General features: G+C 75.0%; 14 protein-coding genes. 7 read left to right on the forward strand and 7 right to left on the reverse strand.

Annotated features, from left to right (window positions below; all coding sequences use genetic code 11):
- Positions 1–51: 51 nt before the first annotated feature.
- Genes CCE01nite_RS09840 through CCE01nite_RS09865 form a run of 7 tightly spaced genes read right to left on the reverse strand, consistent with a single transcriptional unit; the run spans position 52 to position 8,818 of the window.
- On the reverse strand, positions 52–594 hold the full coding sequence (locus tag CCE01nite_RS09840) for a hypothetical protein (RefSeq protein ID WP_034634663.1): 543 nt from the start codon (positions 592–594) through the stop codon (positions 52–54).
- The gene (locus tag CCE01nite_RS09845; RefSeq protein WP_034634666.1) at positions 591–4,634 is read right to left on the reverse strand and encodes a type VII secretion protein EccC; all 4,044 of its coding nucleotides are present in this window, start codon (positions 4,632–4,634) and stop codon (positions 591–593) included. The genes CCE01nite_RS09840 and CCE01nite_RS09845 overlap by 4 nt, the downstream gene beginning before the upstream one ends.
- Positions 4,631–5,590: a P-loop NTPase family protein gene (locus tag CCE01nite_RS09850; RefSeq protein ID WP_141372266.1), complete on the reverse strand. Its 960-nt coding sequence runs from the start codon at positions 5,588–5,590 to the stop codon at positions 4,631–4,633. Before CCE01nite_RS09850 ends, CCE01nite_RS09845 begins: the two co-directional genes overlap by 4 nt.
- Complete coding sequence (eccD, locus tag CCE01nite_RS09855) at positions 5,590–6,891, reverse strand: type VII secretion integral membrane protein EccD (RefSeq protein WP_170223963.1); 1,302 nt, start codon at positions 6,889–6,891, stop codon at positions 5,590–5,592. The genes CCE01nite_RS09850 and eccD overlap by 1 nt, the downstream gene beginning before the upstream one ends.
- Positions 6,888–7,397: a hypothetical protein gene (locus tag CCE01nite_RS21320; RefSeq protein ID WP_034633399.1), complete on the reverse strand. Its 510-nt coding sequence runs from the start codon at positions 7,395–7,397 to the stop codon at positions 6,888–6,890. The genes eccD and CCE01nite_RS21320 overlap by 4 nt, the downstream gene beginning before the upstream one ends.
- Entirely contained in the window at positions 7,394–8,218 is an 825-nt protein-coding gene (locus CCE01nite_RS09860) for an FHA domain-containing protein (RefSeq protein WP_034633398.1), read from the reverse strand. The genes CCE01nite_RS21320 and CCE01nite_RS09860 overlap by 4 nt, the downstream gene beginning before the upstream one ends.
- Positions 8,219–8,263: 45 nt before the next feature.
- Positions 8,264–8,818 (reverse strand): T6SS immunity protein Tdi1 domain-containing protein, encoded by a 555-nt coding sequence (locus CCE01nite_RS09865; RefSeq protein WP_034633397.1) that lies wholly within the window; start codon positions 8,816–8,818, stop codon positions 8,264–8,266.
- 168 nt (positions 8,819–8,986) lie between these two features.
- On the opposite strand from CCE01nite_RS09865, the gene CCE01nite_RS09870 reads away from it, so the two are divergent.
- The 7 genes from CCE01nite_RS09870 (at position 8,987) to CCE01nite_RS09900 (ending at position 14,664) form a co-directional block, all read left to right on the forward strand.
- Positions 8,987–9,331 (forward strand): hypothetical protein, encoded by a 345-nt coding sequence (locus tag CCE01nite_RS09870; protein ID WP_034633396.1) that lies wholly within the window; start codon positions 8,987–8,989, stop codon positions 9,329–9,331.
- An 11-nt stretch (positions 9,332–9,342) separates the two neighbouring features.
- Positions 9,343–9,651 carry a hypothetical protein gene (locus tag CCE01nite_RS09875; protein ID WP_034633395.1) on the forward strand — a complete coding sequence of 103 codons (309 nt, stop codon included), beginning with the start codon at positions 9,343–9,345 and terminating at the stop codon, positions 9,649–9,651.
- A 2-nt stretch (positions 9,652–9,653) separates the two neighbouring features.
- Positions 9,654–10,679, forward strand: coding sequence for a DUF6177 family protein (locus CCE01nite_RS09880; RefSeq protein WP_034633394.1), 1,026 nt, complete (start codon positions 9,654–9,656; stop codon positions 10,677–10,679).
- A 1-nt stretch (position 10,680) separates the two neighbouring features.
- Positions 10,681–11,016, forward strand: a complete 336-nt coding sequence (locus tag CCE01nite_RS09885; RefSeq protein WP_034633393.1) for a hypothetical protein — start codon at positions 10,681–10,683, stop codon at positions 11,014–11,016.
- Positions 11,017–11,098: 82 nt separating this feature from the next.
- A complete protein-coding gene (locus CCE01nite_RS09890) occupies positions 11,099–11,464 on the forward strand; it encodes a DUF6507 family protein (protein ID WP_034633392.1) in 366 nt (121 codons plus the stop codon).
- A gap of 10 nt (positions 11,465–11,474) precedes the next feature.
- Positions 11,475–14,240 carry a polymorphic toxin type 15 domain-containing protein gene (locus tag CCE01nite_RS09895; RefSeq protein WP_052104356.1) on the forward strand — a complete coding sequence of 922 codons (2,766 nt, stop codon included), beginning with the start codon at positions 11,475–11,477 and terminating at the stop codon, positions 14,238–14,240.
- 16 nt (positions 14,241–14,256) lie between these two features.
- Positions 14,257–14,664 carry a hypothetical protein gene (locus CCE01nite_RS09900; protein WP_034633389.1) on the forward strand — a complete coding sequence of 136 codons (408 nt, stop codon included), beginning with the start codon at positions 14,257–14,259 and terminating at the stop codon, positions 14,662–14,664.
- Positions 14,665–14,709: the final 45 nt, after the last annotated feature.

Genomic DNA, 14,709 nt, shown 5'->3' on the forward strand with positions numbered 1-14,709 from the left:
GTCGACGCGTGGCTCCTCGACTCGGCACCGCGTCGGCGCCCCGGCACCCACTCAGCGGTTCAGCAGCTCCGCGCAGCAGTCCTGCCAGGCGGTCACCGCTGCCCGCGTCCGCCGCGCGAGCCTCACCTCGTCGCCGATCACGGCGCCCGGCCACGCGAGGGCCCGGTCGTACGGCAGCCGCAGCACCGGCGCCCCGGGCGGCGCGGCGAGCGTCCGCGCCCGCCCGTGCACCTCCGCGAGCACAACCGTCACCCGGTCGAGTCCGCGGGGGTCGGTCGCGGCGACCTCGTCGAGCACCCGGCGGGCGTCCGCCGCACCGAGCGGCGTCGCGGGCGCGACGACCACGAGCGGGTCCTGCGGCCCCAGCACCGCGAGCACCTCGCGCACCGGGCGGGCGCCGGCGTCCCACACCGCCCGGTCCGGGTCGACGGTGTCCGCCTCGGCGCCGCCGGCCCGCTCGAGCATCCCGCCACGCTCCGCGCCGAGGAGCCGGGGGGCGCAGCGCGGTTCGTCCCGCAGGCCCGCGAACGCGAGCGCCGCGAGAGTCGTCGCACCGGCGCCGGAGGACACGGCGACGAGCGCGAGCGTCCTCACGAGACCTCGCCCTCGGGCGTCGCCGCGACCTGGACGACGTAGGGCGCGACGCCGCGGCGCACGAACCGGCCGCGCCCGGGCGGGAAGCGCTCGGGGTAGAGCCGGCCGACGACCTGGCCCTCGCTGCGCTCGCCCGACATCAGCAGCACCGAGCCGCCGGTGTCGCGGGTCGTCTGGATGACCTGCGTGTACATCGCGCGGCTCGCGCCGGCGACGGGCCGGGTCAGCACGACGTGCAGGCCCAGGTCGCGCGCGCTCGGCATGTACGGCAGCAGCGGCGCGAGCGGGTCGTCGCCGCCCGCCGCGACGATGTCGTGGTCGTCGACGAGCACGACGATGCGGGGCTCCTTGGCGCGCTGCTCGGCGTCCCGCGTCGGGCGCTTCTCGAGCTCGGCGGCGATCGACGCCGCGAGCCCGCGGGCCTGCGCGGCGTTGCGGGCGTGCGCCGCGAGGTAGTCGTCCTCGACGACCCCCGGCACGTGTCCGCGCACGTCGACCACCGCGATCGCGAGCTCGTCGCTCGCGAACCGGGCCTGCAGCCCGCGCGCGATCGTGCGCAGCAGCGTCGACTTGCCGGAGCGGGCGTCGCCGAGCACGAGCAGGTGCTGGTCGTCGCCCGCGAAGTCCCAGAGCGCGGCCTCCATGGTGTCCTGGCGCAGGCCGATCGGGACGACGTCGGGCTCGTCGAACGCGTCGGGCAGCTCGGCCGGGTCGACGTGCAGCGGCAGGAGCCGGATCGGGGCAGCCGCCGGGCCGCTCCACGACTGCGCCGTGCGCCGGGCGAGGGCCTCGAGCTCGTCGCCGACCGCCTCGTCCGGCACGACGTCGAGCACCGGTAGGGCCACGTGCGCGAAGTTCTTGCTGTCGAGCAGCACCCGGCCGGGGGTGTCGACGGAGATCGTCGAGGAGAGCTTGCGGTCGATGCTCGACTCGGTCGGGTCGTTGAGGCGGAGCTCGACGCGCGTCCCGACGAGCGCCTGGTGCCCCATCCGCAGCTCGCTCCACCGGGTCATGCCGAGCACGAGGTGGATCCCGAAGCCGGCGGCCCGGAGCATGATGTCGACGAACGCGCCCTCGAGCTCCTCGAAGTCCTGGCGGATCTGGCCGTAGCCGTCGACGAGCAGCACGACGTCGGCGGCGTCGAGCTCGGGCACCCGGCCCGCGGCGTGCTGGACGCGCAGCTGCGCCATCGAGTCGATCGACCGGGCCTTGAACACCTGCTCGCGCAGCGCGAGCATCCCGCCGAGCTCCTCGACGAGGCGCGCGAGCCGGTCCCGGTGCGCGCGGGTCGCGACGCCGCCGACGTGCGGGAACTGCTCGATCCGCTGGAGCCCGCCGCCCGTGAGGTCCATGCCGTAGACCGCGACGTCGCGCGGCGTGTGGGTCAGCGCGAGCGACGCCGCGATCGTGCGCAGCAGCGTGCTGCGGCCCGCCTGGGGTGCGCCGATCACGGCGACGTGCCCGCCGGCGCGCGCGAGGTCGAGGCGCCACGGGTCCTGGCGCTGCTGCGTCGGGTCGTCCTCGAGCCCCATCACGGTGCTCAGCCCGGGGCCGCGGTCGCCCGCACGGTCGACGACGAGGCCGAGCGCGAGCCGGTCGGGGAGCGGCGGCAGCCACACGGGCCGGACGGCGCGCTCGTCGTCGCGCACGCGCTGGACCGACTCGTCGATGAACGTCCGGCCGGTCCCCGGGCGAGACAGGACCGGTGCCCCGCCATCGTCCGCGCGGTCCCGGCGGATGCCGTTGTACCGGGGGAGCAGCAGCGGCCGGGGCTCGACGCCCTCGTCGCGCGGCGCCCGGATGCGCTCGACCGGACCCGACACGTAGCCCGCCCGGAAGCGGGTGTACACGCTCGTGTCGACCTTGAGGTAGCCGTAACCCGGCAGCGCGGGCAGGTGGTAGGCGTCGGCCGTGCTCAGCACCATCTGCGACTCGGGCTCGCTGAACGTGCGCAGGCCGAGCCGGTACGACAGGTAGGTGTCGAGCCCGCGGAGCTTGCCGCCCTCGATGCGCTGGCTCGACAGCAGCAGGTGCACGCCGATCGAGCGGCCGATGCGCCCGATCTGCAGGAACAGGTCGATGAACTCGGGCTCGGCGGTGAGCAGCTCGCCGAACTCGTCGATCACCACGAACAGGTGCGGCATCGGAAGGAGGTCGGGGCGCTCGCGGCGCAGCTCGCGGTAGTGCGTGATCGACGGCGACGACCCCGCGTCCTTGAGCATCCGCTGGCGCCGCACGACCTCGCCCTGGATCGAGGCCCGGGCCCGCGTCGTGAGCTGCGGGTCGTCGGCGAGGTTGTCGATGAGCCCGGCCAGGTGCGGGAGCCCGACGAACGGCGCGAACGCCGCGCCGCCCTTGTAGTCGACGAGGATCATCGACAGGTCCTCGGGCGGGTGCGTGAGCGCGAGCGACAGGATGAGCGTGCGCAGCATCTCGGACTTGCCCGAACCGGTCGCGCCGATGCAGATGCCGTGCGGGCCCATCCCGAGCTGCGCGCTCTCCTTGAGGTCGAGGTGCACGGGGCTGCCGAGGTCGTCGGTCGCGAACGGCACGCGCAGGAACTCCGACGCGGCGCGCGGGCGCCACAGCAGCTCCGGGTCGAGGTCGTCGACCCTCTCGACGCCGAGGAGCTCGGCGACGTCGAGGGTCCGGTTGCCCTGCTCGTCCTGCGCGGCCGCCGCCGACACGCGCAGCGCCGCCATCGCGCGGGCGGTCGACGCGAACAGCGTCGGGCTGGTGACGTCCGGGACGAGTGCGACGTCGACGGCTGCGGGGGTGCCCGCGTCGATGGTCAGCACGCTCTGCTCGTCGGCCGGCCCACCGGCCCCGGCGACCGGGCCGCCCGCAGCCGCGGTGGCCGACCGGTGCGCGCGCTCGCGGGCGGTCGTCCCCGCCGGCCCGCCGGCGGACGGACCCGAGGAGCCGTTGCCGCGCAGCGTGACGCGCACGTCGACGTCGTTCGGCTCGTCGAGCCGGTCGGCCAGCACGTGCACCACGGTGACGCCGAGCGCGCGCAGCGACGCCCCGCCGCCCACGGGCAGCCGGGACGCGCGCCGGCCGTGGTCGTCGACGACGACGACGAGCCGCGACGGCTGCGTGCGCGTGGCCCCGGTGCGCCGGGCGGAGTGGGCGTGCTGGAGCCGGTCGGTCAGCGTCGCGCCGAGCACGTGCGCCAGCGCGTCGACGTCCGGGGCGATCCGGCGCGCGGGGACGGGGCCGTCGAACAGGTCGGGGTCCTGTACGTGCGGGAGGAGGTCGAGCCCGTGCCAGTCGGCCGCCCGGTCCGCGTCGAACGCCGCGGCGACGGCCACGTCGTCGGGCCCGTGGTGCGCCGCCAGCTGCAGCAGCAGGCTGCGGACGACGCCGACCGCCTGCTCGCGCTCGCCGATCACCGCGACGACCCCGGCGCCGCGCAGGTCGACCGTCACGGGCATCGCCTCGACGCTCTCGGCCTGCTCGGCGATGAGCCGCGCCTCCGAGAGCAGGATCGGGTCGTGCGGCTGCATCGGGGACTCGGGCGGTGGCACCGACAGGCCGAACCACGGCACCGAGCCGGACCCGAGCCGCACGGACAGGAAGTCGGCGTCGCGCCGCCGCCGCTCCCACAGCCGTGCGGGGTCGCGCACGAGCGGGACCAGCGCGGCGGGCTCGGGGTGCAGCACGGCGGCGTCGAGCCTCGCGTCCTCCGTCCGGCGCGTGAGGTCGCGGCGCAGCTGCTCGAGGTAGTCGAGGTAGAGCTCGCGCTGCGCACGGTGCTGCTTGCGCTGCGCCCCGCGGGAGGAGATCGCGAAGCCGACGCCCGCGATGACCGCCACCACGAAGACGAGCGCGGCGATGACGAGGAACAGCGGCTGGCCGTTGCGCAGCACGACCATCATCACGACGGACGACATCGCCCCGACGATCGGCAGCAGGAACTGCAGCGGCGTGCGGCCGCCCGGGTCGTCGCCGAGCGGGGGCGGCGGCGCGATCTGCTCGGGCTCGGGCCGGGTCAGCGGGATCGTGCTGCGGGTCGGCCGGTGGACCAGGGTCAGCGTCATGCGGCGCGCTCCCGGCGTGCCCGGGCGGGCGGCTGCGCACCGGCCGGCGGCTGCGGGGTCGGCGTGGGATCGGGCGGGGGGCCGACCGGCGCCGACACCTCGACGCCGGCGGAGCGCCCCCGGGGTGCGGCCCCGCGCACGGGCAGCCCGCCCGCACGCGGCGTGGCCGCCCCGACGAGCGCCGCCGCGAGGCGCAGCGCCGCGAGGTTGGTCGACGCCCGCAGCCGCGCGCCGGGCACGGGTCGCGCGGCGCCGTGCGCCCGGTCCCGCGGGAGCTCGACCGCGGGCACGGGCAGCAGCCGGACGAGGTCGCCGGTCGCGGGCCGCCGCGTACCGGACGCGTCGACCACCGCGAGCAGCACGCGGACGGCCGGGTCGTCGACGGCGTGCGCGAGGTCGACCCCGGCCTGCACGGACGCGCGGTCGGCGGCGGTGACGACGCACACGACCGTGCTCGCCGAGACGACGCTGCCGACCGTCGCCGGGTCCCGCACGCCCCAGTCGGTCACGACGAAGTCGAAGAACCGGCCCGCGGGCGCGACGGCCTCCCACCAGCGCGCGTCGCGCACCGGCGTCCCGTCGGCGTGCAGGTCGAGGCAGTGCAGCCCGCCGGGGGTGAGCGCGAGGCCCGCGGTGGCCTCCGAGGAGTGCCGCGCGGCGCGGCGCTCGACCTCGTGCGCCGGCGTGCTCGTCGCGGGCGAGGTCAGCCCCGCGTGCCACAGCAGCGAGCGGGACGAGGGCGAGGCGTTCACGGCGAGCACCCGGTGGTCCCGCCGGCGGGCGAGCACCGACGCCGCGAGGCCCGCCGCGACCGAGCAGCCGATCCCTCCGGCCACGCCCGTGAAGCCGACCCGCGTGCTCAGCGGCAGGGGCGCCCGCACGGCCGCGTCGAGCCGGCGCAGCTCGTCGACGCGCCCGGGCAGCGCCGAGACCACCGTCGTCCACGCACGGCCCATCAGAAGGTCCCCACGAGGTCCGCGAACACGCCGAGGTGCGCGAGCACGAGCGGCACGAGCGCGACGACGGCGACGAGCTCGACGACGTTGCCGAGCCGCCGCGCCCGGGCGACGACGTGCTCGCGCGGCCGCGCGCCGACGAGCAGCGCGATCCCGAGGAGCACGACCGCCGCGACGGCGAGCGCCCGCGCCGGGTCGGTCCGGCCCAGCTCCGCGAGCAGCGCGACGAGCGGCGTGGCCCCCGCGGCGAGGAGCGCGAGGCGCTGCGGGGCGAGCGGGAAGATGCGCGTGCGCAGCAGCAGGACGCCGGCCACCGCGACGGCGAGCAGCCGGCTCCACGGGTCCTCACCGCCCGCGAGCACCCACGCGCACGCCCCCGTGACGGCGGCGGCGGCGACGGTCGACCACGTGAGCGCGCGGTGCGTCGTGGCGACCGCGCGGTGCGCCTCCGCCCGCGAGACCCGCCGGCCCTCGACGACCCGGTCGTCGAGCCCGTTCAGGCCGCTCACCGACATCGCGACGCCGGGCAGCAGCCCGACGAGCAGGCAGCCCGCCACGGCGACGACCGCGGCCGTGTGCGTCGGCTCGGCGTCGAGCGCGTGCATCGTCGCGACCGCGCCCACGAGCGCCGCCGCGGTCGCCCCGCCGAGCGCGAGCCCTGCGTCACCGAACCCGGCGGCCGCGGCGACGGCGACGAGCAGCCCCACGAGCCCGAACGCGACGAGCGCGGTCTCCCCGGGCGCGCCCGACGTCAGCGCGCGGGCCGCGACCACGGCGACCCCGACCGCGGCCGCCACGGCGACGACCGCCGGCTCGGTGCGGCGCCGACGCGCGAGCAGCGCCGCGACGACGGCGAGCGCGGCGCAGACCCCGAGCAGCGCCGAGGCCGACACCGCGAGGTCGCGGGCCCCGAGCCCGGCGGCGACGAACCCGAGCACGCCCGCGAGCACGGCCCCGGCGACGACGCCCCACACCGGACGCCACGCGTCGGGCCGGGACTGCACCGCGTCGGCGGCGACGTCCGTGACGTCCGCGACCTCGGGCGGCGGCGGCGCCTGGTCGACCCGGACGACGCGCAGGATCGTGCCGTGCGCGACCTCCTGCTCCGCGAGGGTCATCGACGGGTCGAGCTGGTCGCCCACCGTCGTGACGAGCGCGACCGGGCGCGCCGAGCGGGCCTGGCCGTCGTCGAGCAGCGACAGCACGTCGGGCAGCATCGCGGCGACCGGCTCGTCGTCGGGCAGCACGAGGTCGGCCTTGCGGCCCTCGCCCTGCACCGTCACGCGCGTGTACTCGGTCACCGGTCCTCCTCGACGACCTGGAGCGTCTGCGGGTCGATCGTCACGCCCGACGCCGGGTCGGTGTAGTACCCGGTGGCCGGGTCCAGGAACCAGTCGATGCGCGGGTCGATGATGTTCCCCTCGGGGTCGCGGGCCAGCCCGGTCTCGCGGTCGACGACGAACCCGGTCTGCGGGTCGATGAGGTCGCCGGACGCCGGGTCGTCGAGGAAACCCGTGACCGGGTCCGCGGGCATCTGGTCGGTCGGCTTGATCGGGTTGGCGGAGAGCGCGGCGCGGAAGGCGGCGAGCGCCTGGTCCTCGCGCCGGTCGTCGAGCAGGTGGACGACGAACGAGAAGGTGAGGCAGCCGACCCCGGCCACCGCCGCGAGCACCACGGAGCCGACGAAGCGGCGCAGGTTCGTGTTGACCGGGCGGCGCCGGTCGAGCGCCCCGAAGGACAGCGCGGAGGCGAGCCGGTCGCGGTGCGTGCGCGTCGTCTCGATCAGGGTCCGGTCCGGGTCGTTCACCGTGCTCCCTCCGTACCGAGGCCGGCGGTCTGCGCCTCCGCGAGGTGCACCACGCGGTCGCCGAGCGCGATCCGCGCGCCGACGGGGGCCTCGACGCGCACGTTCGGGGCGAGCCGGACGAGCGGCTCGCCCGGCAGCGCGACGGCGGTCCCGTTCGCGGACCCGAGGTCGGTGACCCAGACCGCCGCGCCGTGCGGCTCGATGAGCGCGTGGCTGCGCGAGATGCTCCGGCTCAGGTCCGGGATGCCGAGCAGGCGGTGCGCGCCGGTCGGGTCGACGGGGCTGCGCCCGACGATCGTGGGGCCGGTGACCTGCAGCACCGAGCCGTCGTCGGTCAGGAGCACGACGGTCGCCGGGCGGCGGCTGCCCGCGGCCCACGGGTCGGCGGAGCGCGGCAGGGCAGCGCGGGGGCCGGGGGTCAGCGCGGACGGGATCACGCGCAGGGGATCGCGCCCGCGCACGAGGTCGGCGGTCACGCCGCGCGCGGGCAGCAGCGCGAGCGGGCTCCCGGGCATGCCCGTGCGGGCGTCGACGGTCCGCAGCCGCAGGGCGAGGTGGCCGGGGGTGCGCCCGTGCCGCACCAGCCCGGCGAGGACCGAGAGCACCGCGACGACGGGCAGCACGAGCCCGAGCAGCGGCGTCACCACGAGCCCGGCGACGAGCGCGAGCACCACGACGCCGGCGTCCACGAGCAGCGCCCAGGTCCGCCGCGTCTCGGCGAGCACGACGCCGTGGAACAGGACGGCCGCGGGCACGGGCGAGCGCGGCACGGCGGACGGTGCGTCCGTGCGCGGCGGGTCGACGGCGGTGAAGGCAGTCATCGGAGACGGTCGGGGTGTCCGGCGGCGGGGCGGTGTCGGGGAGCGTCAGGAGGACGCGCGCGACTGCGGCGGGCCCGTGAGCGCCATGATGATCGCGATGTGCTCCCAGAGCCCACCACGGTCGAGACGGGCGGGGTCGGGCACGCCGCCGAGCGCGAGCAGCGGGACGAACCCGAAGCACTCGTCGGGCCCGGGGACGCCGAGCCGCTCGACCCCCGCGGGGTAGGGCTGCCGGGCGAGCACCTCGTCGAGGAACGTCTCGTCCTGCACGTCCGCGAGCAGCTGCGCGGCGTCGAAGCCGATCACGTCGATGATCCCGAACCGGAACCGCAGCACGTGGAACAGGGGGCGGATGTAGAGCACGACGTCCGCGAGCGCGGTCGTCAGGACCGGCACGGCGCCCGCGGGCATGCCGACGACGCCCTCGAGCATCGTCGTCGCGCGGTCCGGGTCCACGACGCGCACGAACCCGTCGCCCACGAGGCCGGCGCCGTCCTCGCGCCACACCTGCGCGATCTCGGGGGGCACGGACGCCTCGAACCGCGCGACCGTCTCCTCGGCGACCGCGGCGGTACGGGTGAAGTTCGTGAACGTCGGCATGGGACCCCCTGTGCTCGCTGACCGGCCTCGACGCTAGCGTGTGCCGCCCACATCTGTCGTGGAGGTTCCGTGCCGGTCGGGAGATCTCCGTAGCGCGTGTCGGACGCCCGCCCTACGATCGTCCCGCTGCCCGGTTCGGGCGGTTTCATGACATGCAGGGGAGGGTTCATGAAGTTCGCCATGGAGGCCGACGCACTGCAGGTGCTCGGCCGGAAGACCGCGACGGAGTCCGACGACCTCGGGCAGCTCGTGCGGAACCTCAAGGAGGCGGCCGAACCGCTCGAGGGCACGTTCAACGGCGTCGCCAAGGCGTCGTTCGTCTCCTTCAAGGAGCGCACCGACGACATCTCGACCGTCCTGAACAACGCGCTCGTGGGCATCACCGAGTCGATCGCCGGGCAGAACCGCGCGTTCGTCACGACCGCCGACGAGGGGGCCGACGTGCACCGCTCGGCCGAGGGCTCCGCCGACTTCGCGGGTGCCGACACGTCCAAGTTCGCACCGAGGGCCTGAGGGGGACCGCCATGTCGACGAACCAGCTGGACCGCAACGACTACGACATCAACGCCTCGCAGTCGGCGCAGGCCAACTTCGAGCGCGCCGCGAGCGCTCTCGAGGCGGCGCTCGCGCGACGCGACGCCGACGTCAAGGCCGCGATGGCGGTGTACCAGGCCGACGGGGTGAGCGACCGCTACGCCGCGATGGAGCAGCAGTGGAACGCGGCGGGCACCGAGGTCCGCGGCATCATCTCGGCGATCCGCAACTCGCTGTCCGACAACGACGAGATCGCGCGTCGTGGCCTGCAGCAGGCCGCGTCCTACATCCCGGACTGACCGTGCACATCGTCCACCCGGTCGCCGACGAGTGGGATGACGAGTACACGGTGTTCGTGGCGTCGGGCCGCTCCGTCCTGCTGTCGGAGCCGCTCGCCGCGTTCCTCGACCACGCGACGACCGAGCACCTGCGCCCGGTCCTCGTCACGTCGGCGGACGCACGCCTGAGCCCGTTCGTCTCGCTCGCGATGCGTCGCGCCGCGGGGCACTGGGCCGTGCGGCACCAGGACGGCCGGGTGTTCGACGGGCTGTCGGGGTACCGGATCGACTCGTTCGCGGACCTGTGGCAGCGCTCGGGCACCGACCGCGACCGGCTCGAGACGTTCGCCGGCTCGGCGCCCGAGCCGCGCGGGGTGCTCATGTTCGACGTGTTCGCGCACCAGCGCGCCGCGGCGGACACGCGCATCGGTGCGCTCGCGGCGTCGGTCGTCGGCTCGCTCGGCGGGCAGCCGCTCGACGTGTGGGGTCTGCACGAGCCGCTCGTCGAGGCGTGGGACACCGCGGCGCTCACCGAGACGGCGCGGCGCGGGATGCCGGCGTCCGAGCTCATGCACGCGCGGGGGCCCGACGGCTCGTTCGTGGACGTCGCGGTCGCGCGGACGCGTCGCGGGGTCCTCGAGCAGGTCAAGGGCGGCGTCCCGGTCGGGGCGTACCCGCGCACCATCGGCGGGGTCGTCGCGCAGGCGTCGGCGACGCTCGCGGCGGTCGCGGACGGGTTCCAGCCCACGATCGGCTTCGTGTCGCTCGCCGAGACCGACGAGGGTGCGACGCAGGGCGCGTCGGCGAAGCGGCTCGAGGTCCCGCTGGCCGTCGTCATCGGTCCGCGCGGCGTGCACGACCTGCGGGTCGACCCGGCACGGCTCGCGGAGCGGCACGACGTGACCGTGCTCGGCCGCAAGCGGCTGCCGAGCGTGCTCGTGCGGTTCAGCAACCCCGACGTGGGCCTGTGGGCGCAGCTCGTCGCGTTCGCGCACGACCTCGGCTACGACAGGATCGCTGCCGCGACCGGACTCGACAGGGAGGTGTGAGGTGCCCACCGAGCTCGTGCTGCTGAGCGACGTCGAGCCGACGTCCGAGGTGATGGTGCGCGCGGCGTCGGTCGACCACCCGCTCGGGTCGTTCCTCGAGTACCGGGACGGGCAGATCCGCCAGTTCGTCGACGCCGACGGCAACGCCCTGCTGCAGATCTACCGCACGCGCCCGGTCTCGGTCCCGCGCGAGGCGGCCGCCGCGGTGCAGGACCCGCCGCAGTCGTTCGCGCTGTGGACCGACCTGGCGGTGCCGTACGGGGCGCCGGAGACGGCGCGTGCGCTCGCCGACTCCATCGCCGAGGCCGTGGGCGGCGTCGTGCGAGAGCGCGCATGACGGGCACGAGCAGCACGAGGGCGAGCACCAGCACGACGGGCCGCGGGCGCGCGGCAGCCATCAGGGGGACAGGGGAGCGGACATGACGCACTGGAAGATCAAGCCGGCCGACGTGCAGGCCGTCCTGAGGGGCGTCAACACCGACGCCGAGGAGCTCGGGAAGGCGCTCGACGAGAAGAAGTTCCAGGGCGTCCTCGACGGACTGCTCTGGGGCGGACCGCTCACGCAGGACGTCCCGGCTGCCGTCAACGCGGTCCTGGGTGACCAGAGCGCCAACCTGCGCAACATCGGCAACCGCATCAACGCGGGCGTCGTCGGAGTCTCGAACGCCGTCATCGCGTACAACAACGGCCAGGAGGACATGGCCGGGTCGTACCAGGCGGAGCTGCTGAAGTCCGCGGAGTCGGGCGACTTCTCGTACTTCGTGGAGCACGGGTACAAGGCCTGAGGGGGCAGACATGACGGTCACACCGACGCAGTGCGTCGCGGACGGCGGGCTGATCAACCCCGCGCTGTTCCCGGCGAAGTCCGCCGATCTGAAGCCGGAGCAGGTCCGGGACTCGGCGACGTCCGTGAAGACGATGGGCACGTCGGTGCAGGACGAGACGAGCTCGATCGCGGCGAGCTGGAGCGGTCTGACGCACAGCTACGAGGCGCCCGAGCAGCAGCGGGTCTACGACCTGATGCGCCCGGCCGTGACGTCGGCGAACGAGCTGAAGACGGCCTTCCACACGATGGCGGGGCACCTGGAGACGTACGCGGCGGCGCTGGACGGGATCAAGCCGCGGCTGGCGTCGTTCGAGCAGCGGGCGGCGGCGTTCCGGGCCGAGGTGATCAACGGGGTGCAGGTCGACGCGTCGTCGTCCACCGAGGCGGGCCTCCTGGACTACGGGAAGGGCATGCTCGAGTGGGCCGGCGTCGACGAGCGTCAGGTCACGGTGCCCTGGTACGAGGACGGCGACACCGTCCAGCGCAACAAGGACCTGCTCGCCGAGTACGCGGAGCTGCTCGAGGACGTCTCGACGGCGAGCGCGCAGTGCGCGAACGACATCAACGGCCTGGTCAAGAACATGTGCGTGACGCCCGTCGAGGTCATCCCGGCGGAGGCGTTCACGAACCCGGCGCAGCCCATGCCGTGGGGTGAGCCGCGCGAGGAGGACCGCAACTGCCCGGAGTCGGTGGGCAGCGGCGCGTACACGTTCGGCAAGGACCTGATCCAGGGGGCGGGCCAGCTCCTGCTCGGCTACAACCCCGAGACCGGCGGCTGGTTCGAGGGCAAGGCGTACGGGCAGGCGTGGGGCGGGCTCGGTGACCTCGTCGGGTCGATCGCGCTGTTCGCGTCGCCGGTCGCGTGGGTCGCGATCGGCATGCAGGCGACCGGGAACACCGACAACGACTTCGTGCGGTTCATGGACGACCGCTACGACACCGCGGTCAGCGGCCTCGGCAGCCTCGTCGGGTACGACCACGGGGCCGAGGACGGCTGGCACAAGTGGAAGGAGGACGGCGTCGCCGCCGGCACCGGTGCCGTGCTGAGCATCGGCACGTTCTTCATCCCCGGCGCCGGGCAGGTCGGGACGCTCGCGAAGGGTGGGTCCATCGCGGCCAGGGTGACGAAGATGGCCGCGGTCGGCGCCGACTTCGCGATCCAGGGCGGCTCGTGGGTCGTCAAGGGCGGCATCAAGCTGGTGGCCGAGCTGCGCTCCGCGCTCGCGTTCGGTGGTGAGCTGCTGGCCGGTGGGCTTCGTGGACCGACGCCGGCGCTCGCGGGAGCGGGAGCGGTGGGCGGCGGGTTCCGGATCAGCATGACGGGGCTGGTGAACGCTCTGATCGAGCCCGTGCCGTCGCGAGCCGTGCCGCACCGACCGGCCGTCAGCAACGACCTCTTCGGTCCGGGGGCCGGCCGCGCGGGTGGGGGGGAGATCCCGCCGGCGGCGCGCGGAGGATCTGCGACACCGTCGACGGGCGGTCGTGCGGCGGGCCTGGTCGACGGCGTGTCGGGCCGCGGGTCGGCTGACGGGCTCGGTTCGCGCGGCGAGCCGGGCACGACCGGTGGGCGAGGCACGGAGACCGCGGTGACCGGGCGTGACGGGACGACGTCGCGTGGTGGTGACGGGACGACGCCTCGTGGTGACGGGACCACGCCTCGTGGTGACGGGACGTCGCCCGAGGGGACGGCGCCTCGTGGTGACGGGACGATGCCCGAGGGGACCACGCCTCGTGGTGACGGGACGACGCCCGAGGGGACCGCGCCTGAGGCGACCACGCCTCATGGCGACGGGACGACGCCCGAGGGGACCGCGCCCGAGGGGACCACGCCTCGTGGCGACGGGACGACGCCCGACGGGACCACGCCCGATGGGAACGCGGCCCCCACGGACGGGACCGCGGCCCCGGCCAACGGCGCTCCCCATGGCAACGCTCCGGACTGGGACGGGAACACGGTCCGGGACCGTAGTCGCTTCGGTCCCCGTCCCGACGTCGCGGACGTGCCGGTCGAGCTCCGGGGCGACCCCCGGTTCGACCCGGCGCATCCGCACTACGACGCCGTCCCGCGTGGAGAGCACGGCAACGTCGGCACGGAGAACCCCGACGTGCCGTCGGACAGCGGCCTGACCAACAGCGGTCGGCTGATCGACCCCGACGTGATCCCCGAGGACCTGCGGCCGTACGTCGAGGACGGCACCGTCGTCGTCGACAACGGGGTGCTCCGGCTCGCCGAGGATGTCGCGGCCACCCCCTTCGAGCGGACGGACGCCGCGCACGATCCCGTCGAGTTCGCGCGGCAGCTCGACCTCCAGCAGCGAGCGATCAACCAGATGTCGCTGCACGACTGGACGTCGAGGTTCGACAGCTTCACCAGGCGGCTCGACAACCAGGGGCAGTACCGCAGCTTCCTGGCGCGCATCATCGCCGATCGGTTGCAGGCCCAGCAGCCAGGGCTGAGCCGGACGCAGGCGATGATCGACGCGCGGGCTCGGCTCGCGGGGCAGGACCCCCTGCACGGACCCGATCAGCGCGCGGGCGGCAACCCCTGGCAGTTCACCGGCATGGGCGACGACGGCGTGAACCGTTCCATCGGTTCCCAGTGGAAGAAGCGCTCCGACGTCCTGCGACGCGGGGTCGGTTCCGCGATCCGACGGTCCGGCCTCCCGCCCGAGCTGTGGGGCGACGTGCGCATGAACGTCCGACTCACGTTGGTCGACCACGTGGGAGTGCGATGAGGGGGAGGGGAACGTGATGGGACAGAACTCCAAGTTCGGCCCGCAGGGGGACCTCGTGGCGTCGTTCCTCGCGGAGGTGCGGACGCGTCAGGTCGACTGGGCCGAGCATGCCGTACGGGCGGAGAACCCGGGGGTGACACCGGCGATGATTGCGATCGCCGACATGCGTTGGCCCCGCGCCGTCCTGAGTGCGGTCGACAACGCTGGCCTCGAGGCGTTCGCCTCGCTGGGGCTGTCACGCTCGGACTTCGCGGACCCGCTGGCCCTCGGTGACGTGAAGGTGAGCGTGTCGTCCGCGACGAAGGCGATCGCTGCGGGCGACAAGCTGGCGATCGAGCACCGGCGGGCGCTGCTGGAGCCGTTCGTGGCGGAGGGGTTCGAGTCGGCCGCAGCCGCGCTGCAGGAGTCGACCGAGCTGCCGTAGAGGCGAGCTCGACGACAGCCACCGGATCAACGGTGAGGCCGTCGA

The organism is Cellulomonas cellasea (genome assembly GCF_006538745.1).
GTDB lineage: Bacteria > Actinomycetota > Actinomycetes > Actinomycetales > Cellulomonadaceae > Cellulomonas_A > Cellulomonas_A cellasea.

Bases quoted from the DNA above. Each gene is read 5' to 3' on its own strand.
- CCE01nite_RS09845 (WP_034634666.1), bottom strand. From the start codon at position 4,634: ATGACGCTGACCCTGGTCCACCGGCCGACCCGCAGCACGATCCCGCTG.
- CCE01nite_RS09850 (WP_141372266.1), bottom strand. From the start codon at position 5,590: ATGGGCCGTGCGTGGACGACGGTGGTCTCGGCGCTGCCCGGGCGCGTC.
- CCE01nite_RS09860 (WP_034633398.1), bottom strand. From the start codon at position 8,218: ATGACTGCCTTCACCGCCGTCGACCCGCCGCGCACGGACGCACCGTCC.
- CCE01nite_RS09865 (WP_034633397.1), bottom strand. From the start codon at position 8,818: ATGCCGACGTTCACGAACTTCACCCGTACCGCCGCGGTCGCCGAGGAG.
- CCE01nite_RS09870 (WP_034633396.1), top strand. From the start codon at position 8,987: ATGAAGTTCGCCATGGAGGCCGACGCACTGCAGGTGCTCGGCCGGAAG.
- CCE01nite_RS09875 (WP_034633395.1), top strand. From the start codon at position 9,343: ATGTCGACGAACCAGCTGGACCGCAACGACTACGACATCAACGCCTCG.
- CCE01nite_RS09890 (WP_034633392.1), top strand. From the start codon at position 11,099: ATGACGCACTGGAAGATCAAGCCGGCCGACGTGCAGGCCGTCCTGAGG.
- CCE01nite_RS09895 (WP_052104356.1), top strand. From the start codon at position 11,475: ATGACGGTCACACCGACGCAGTGCGTCGCGGACGGCGGGCTGATCAAC.
- CCE01nite_RS09900 (WP_034633389.1), top strand. From the start codon at position 14,257: ATGGGACAGAACTCCAAGTTCGGCCCGCAGGGGGACCTCGTGGCGTCG.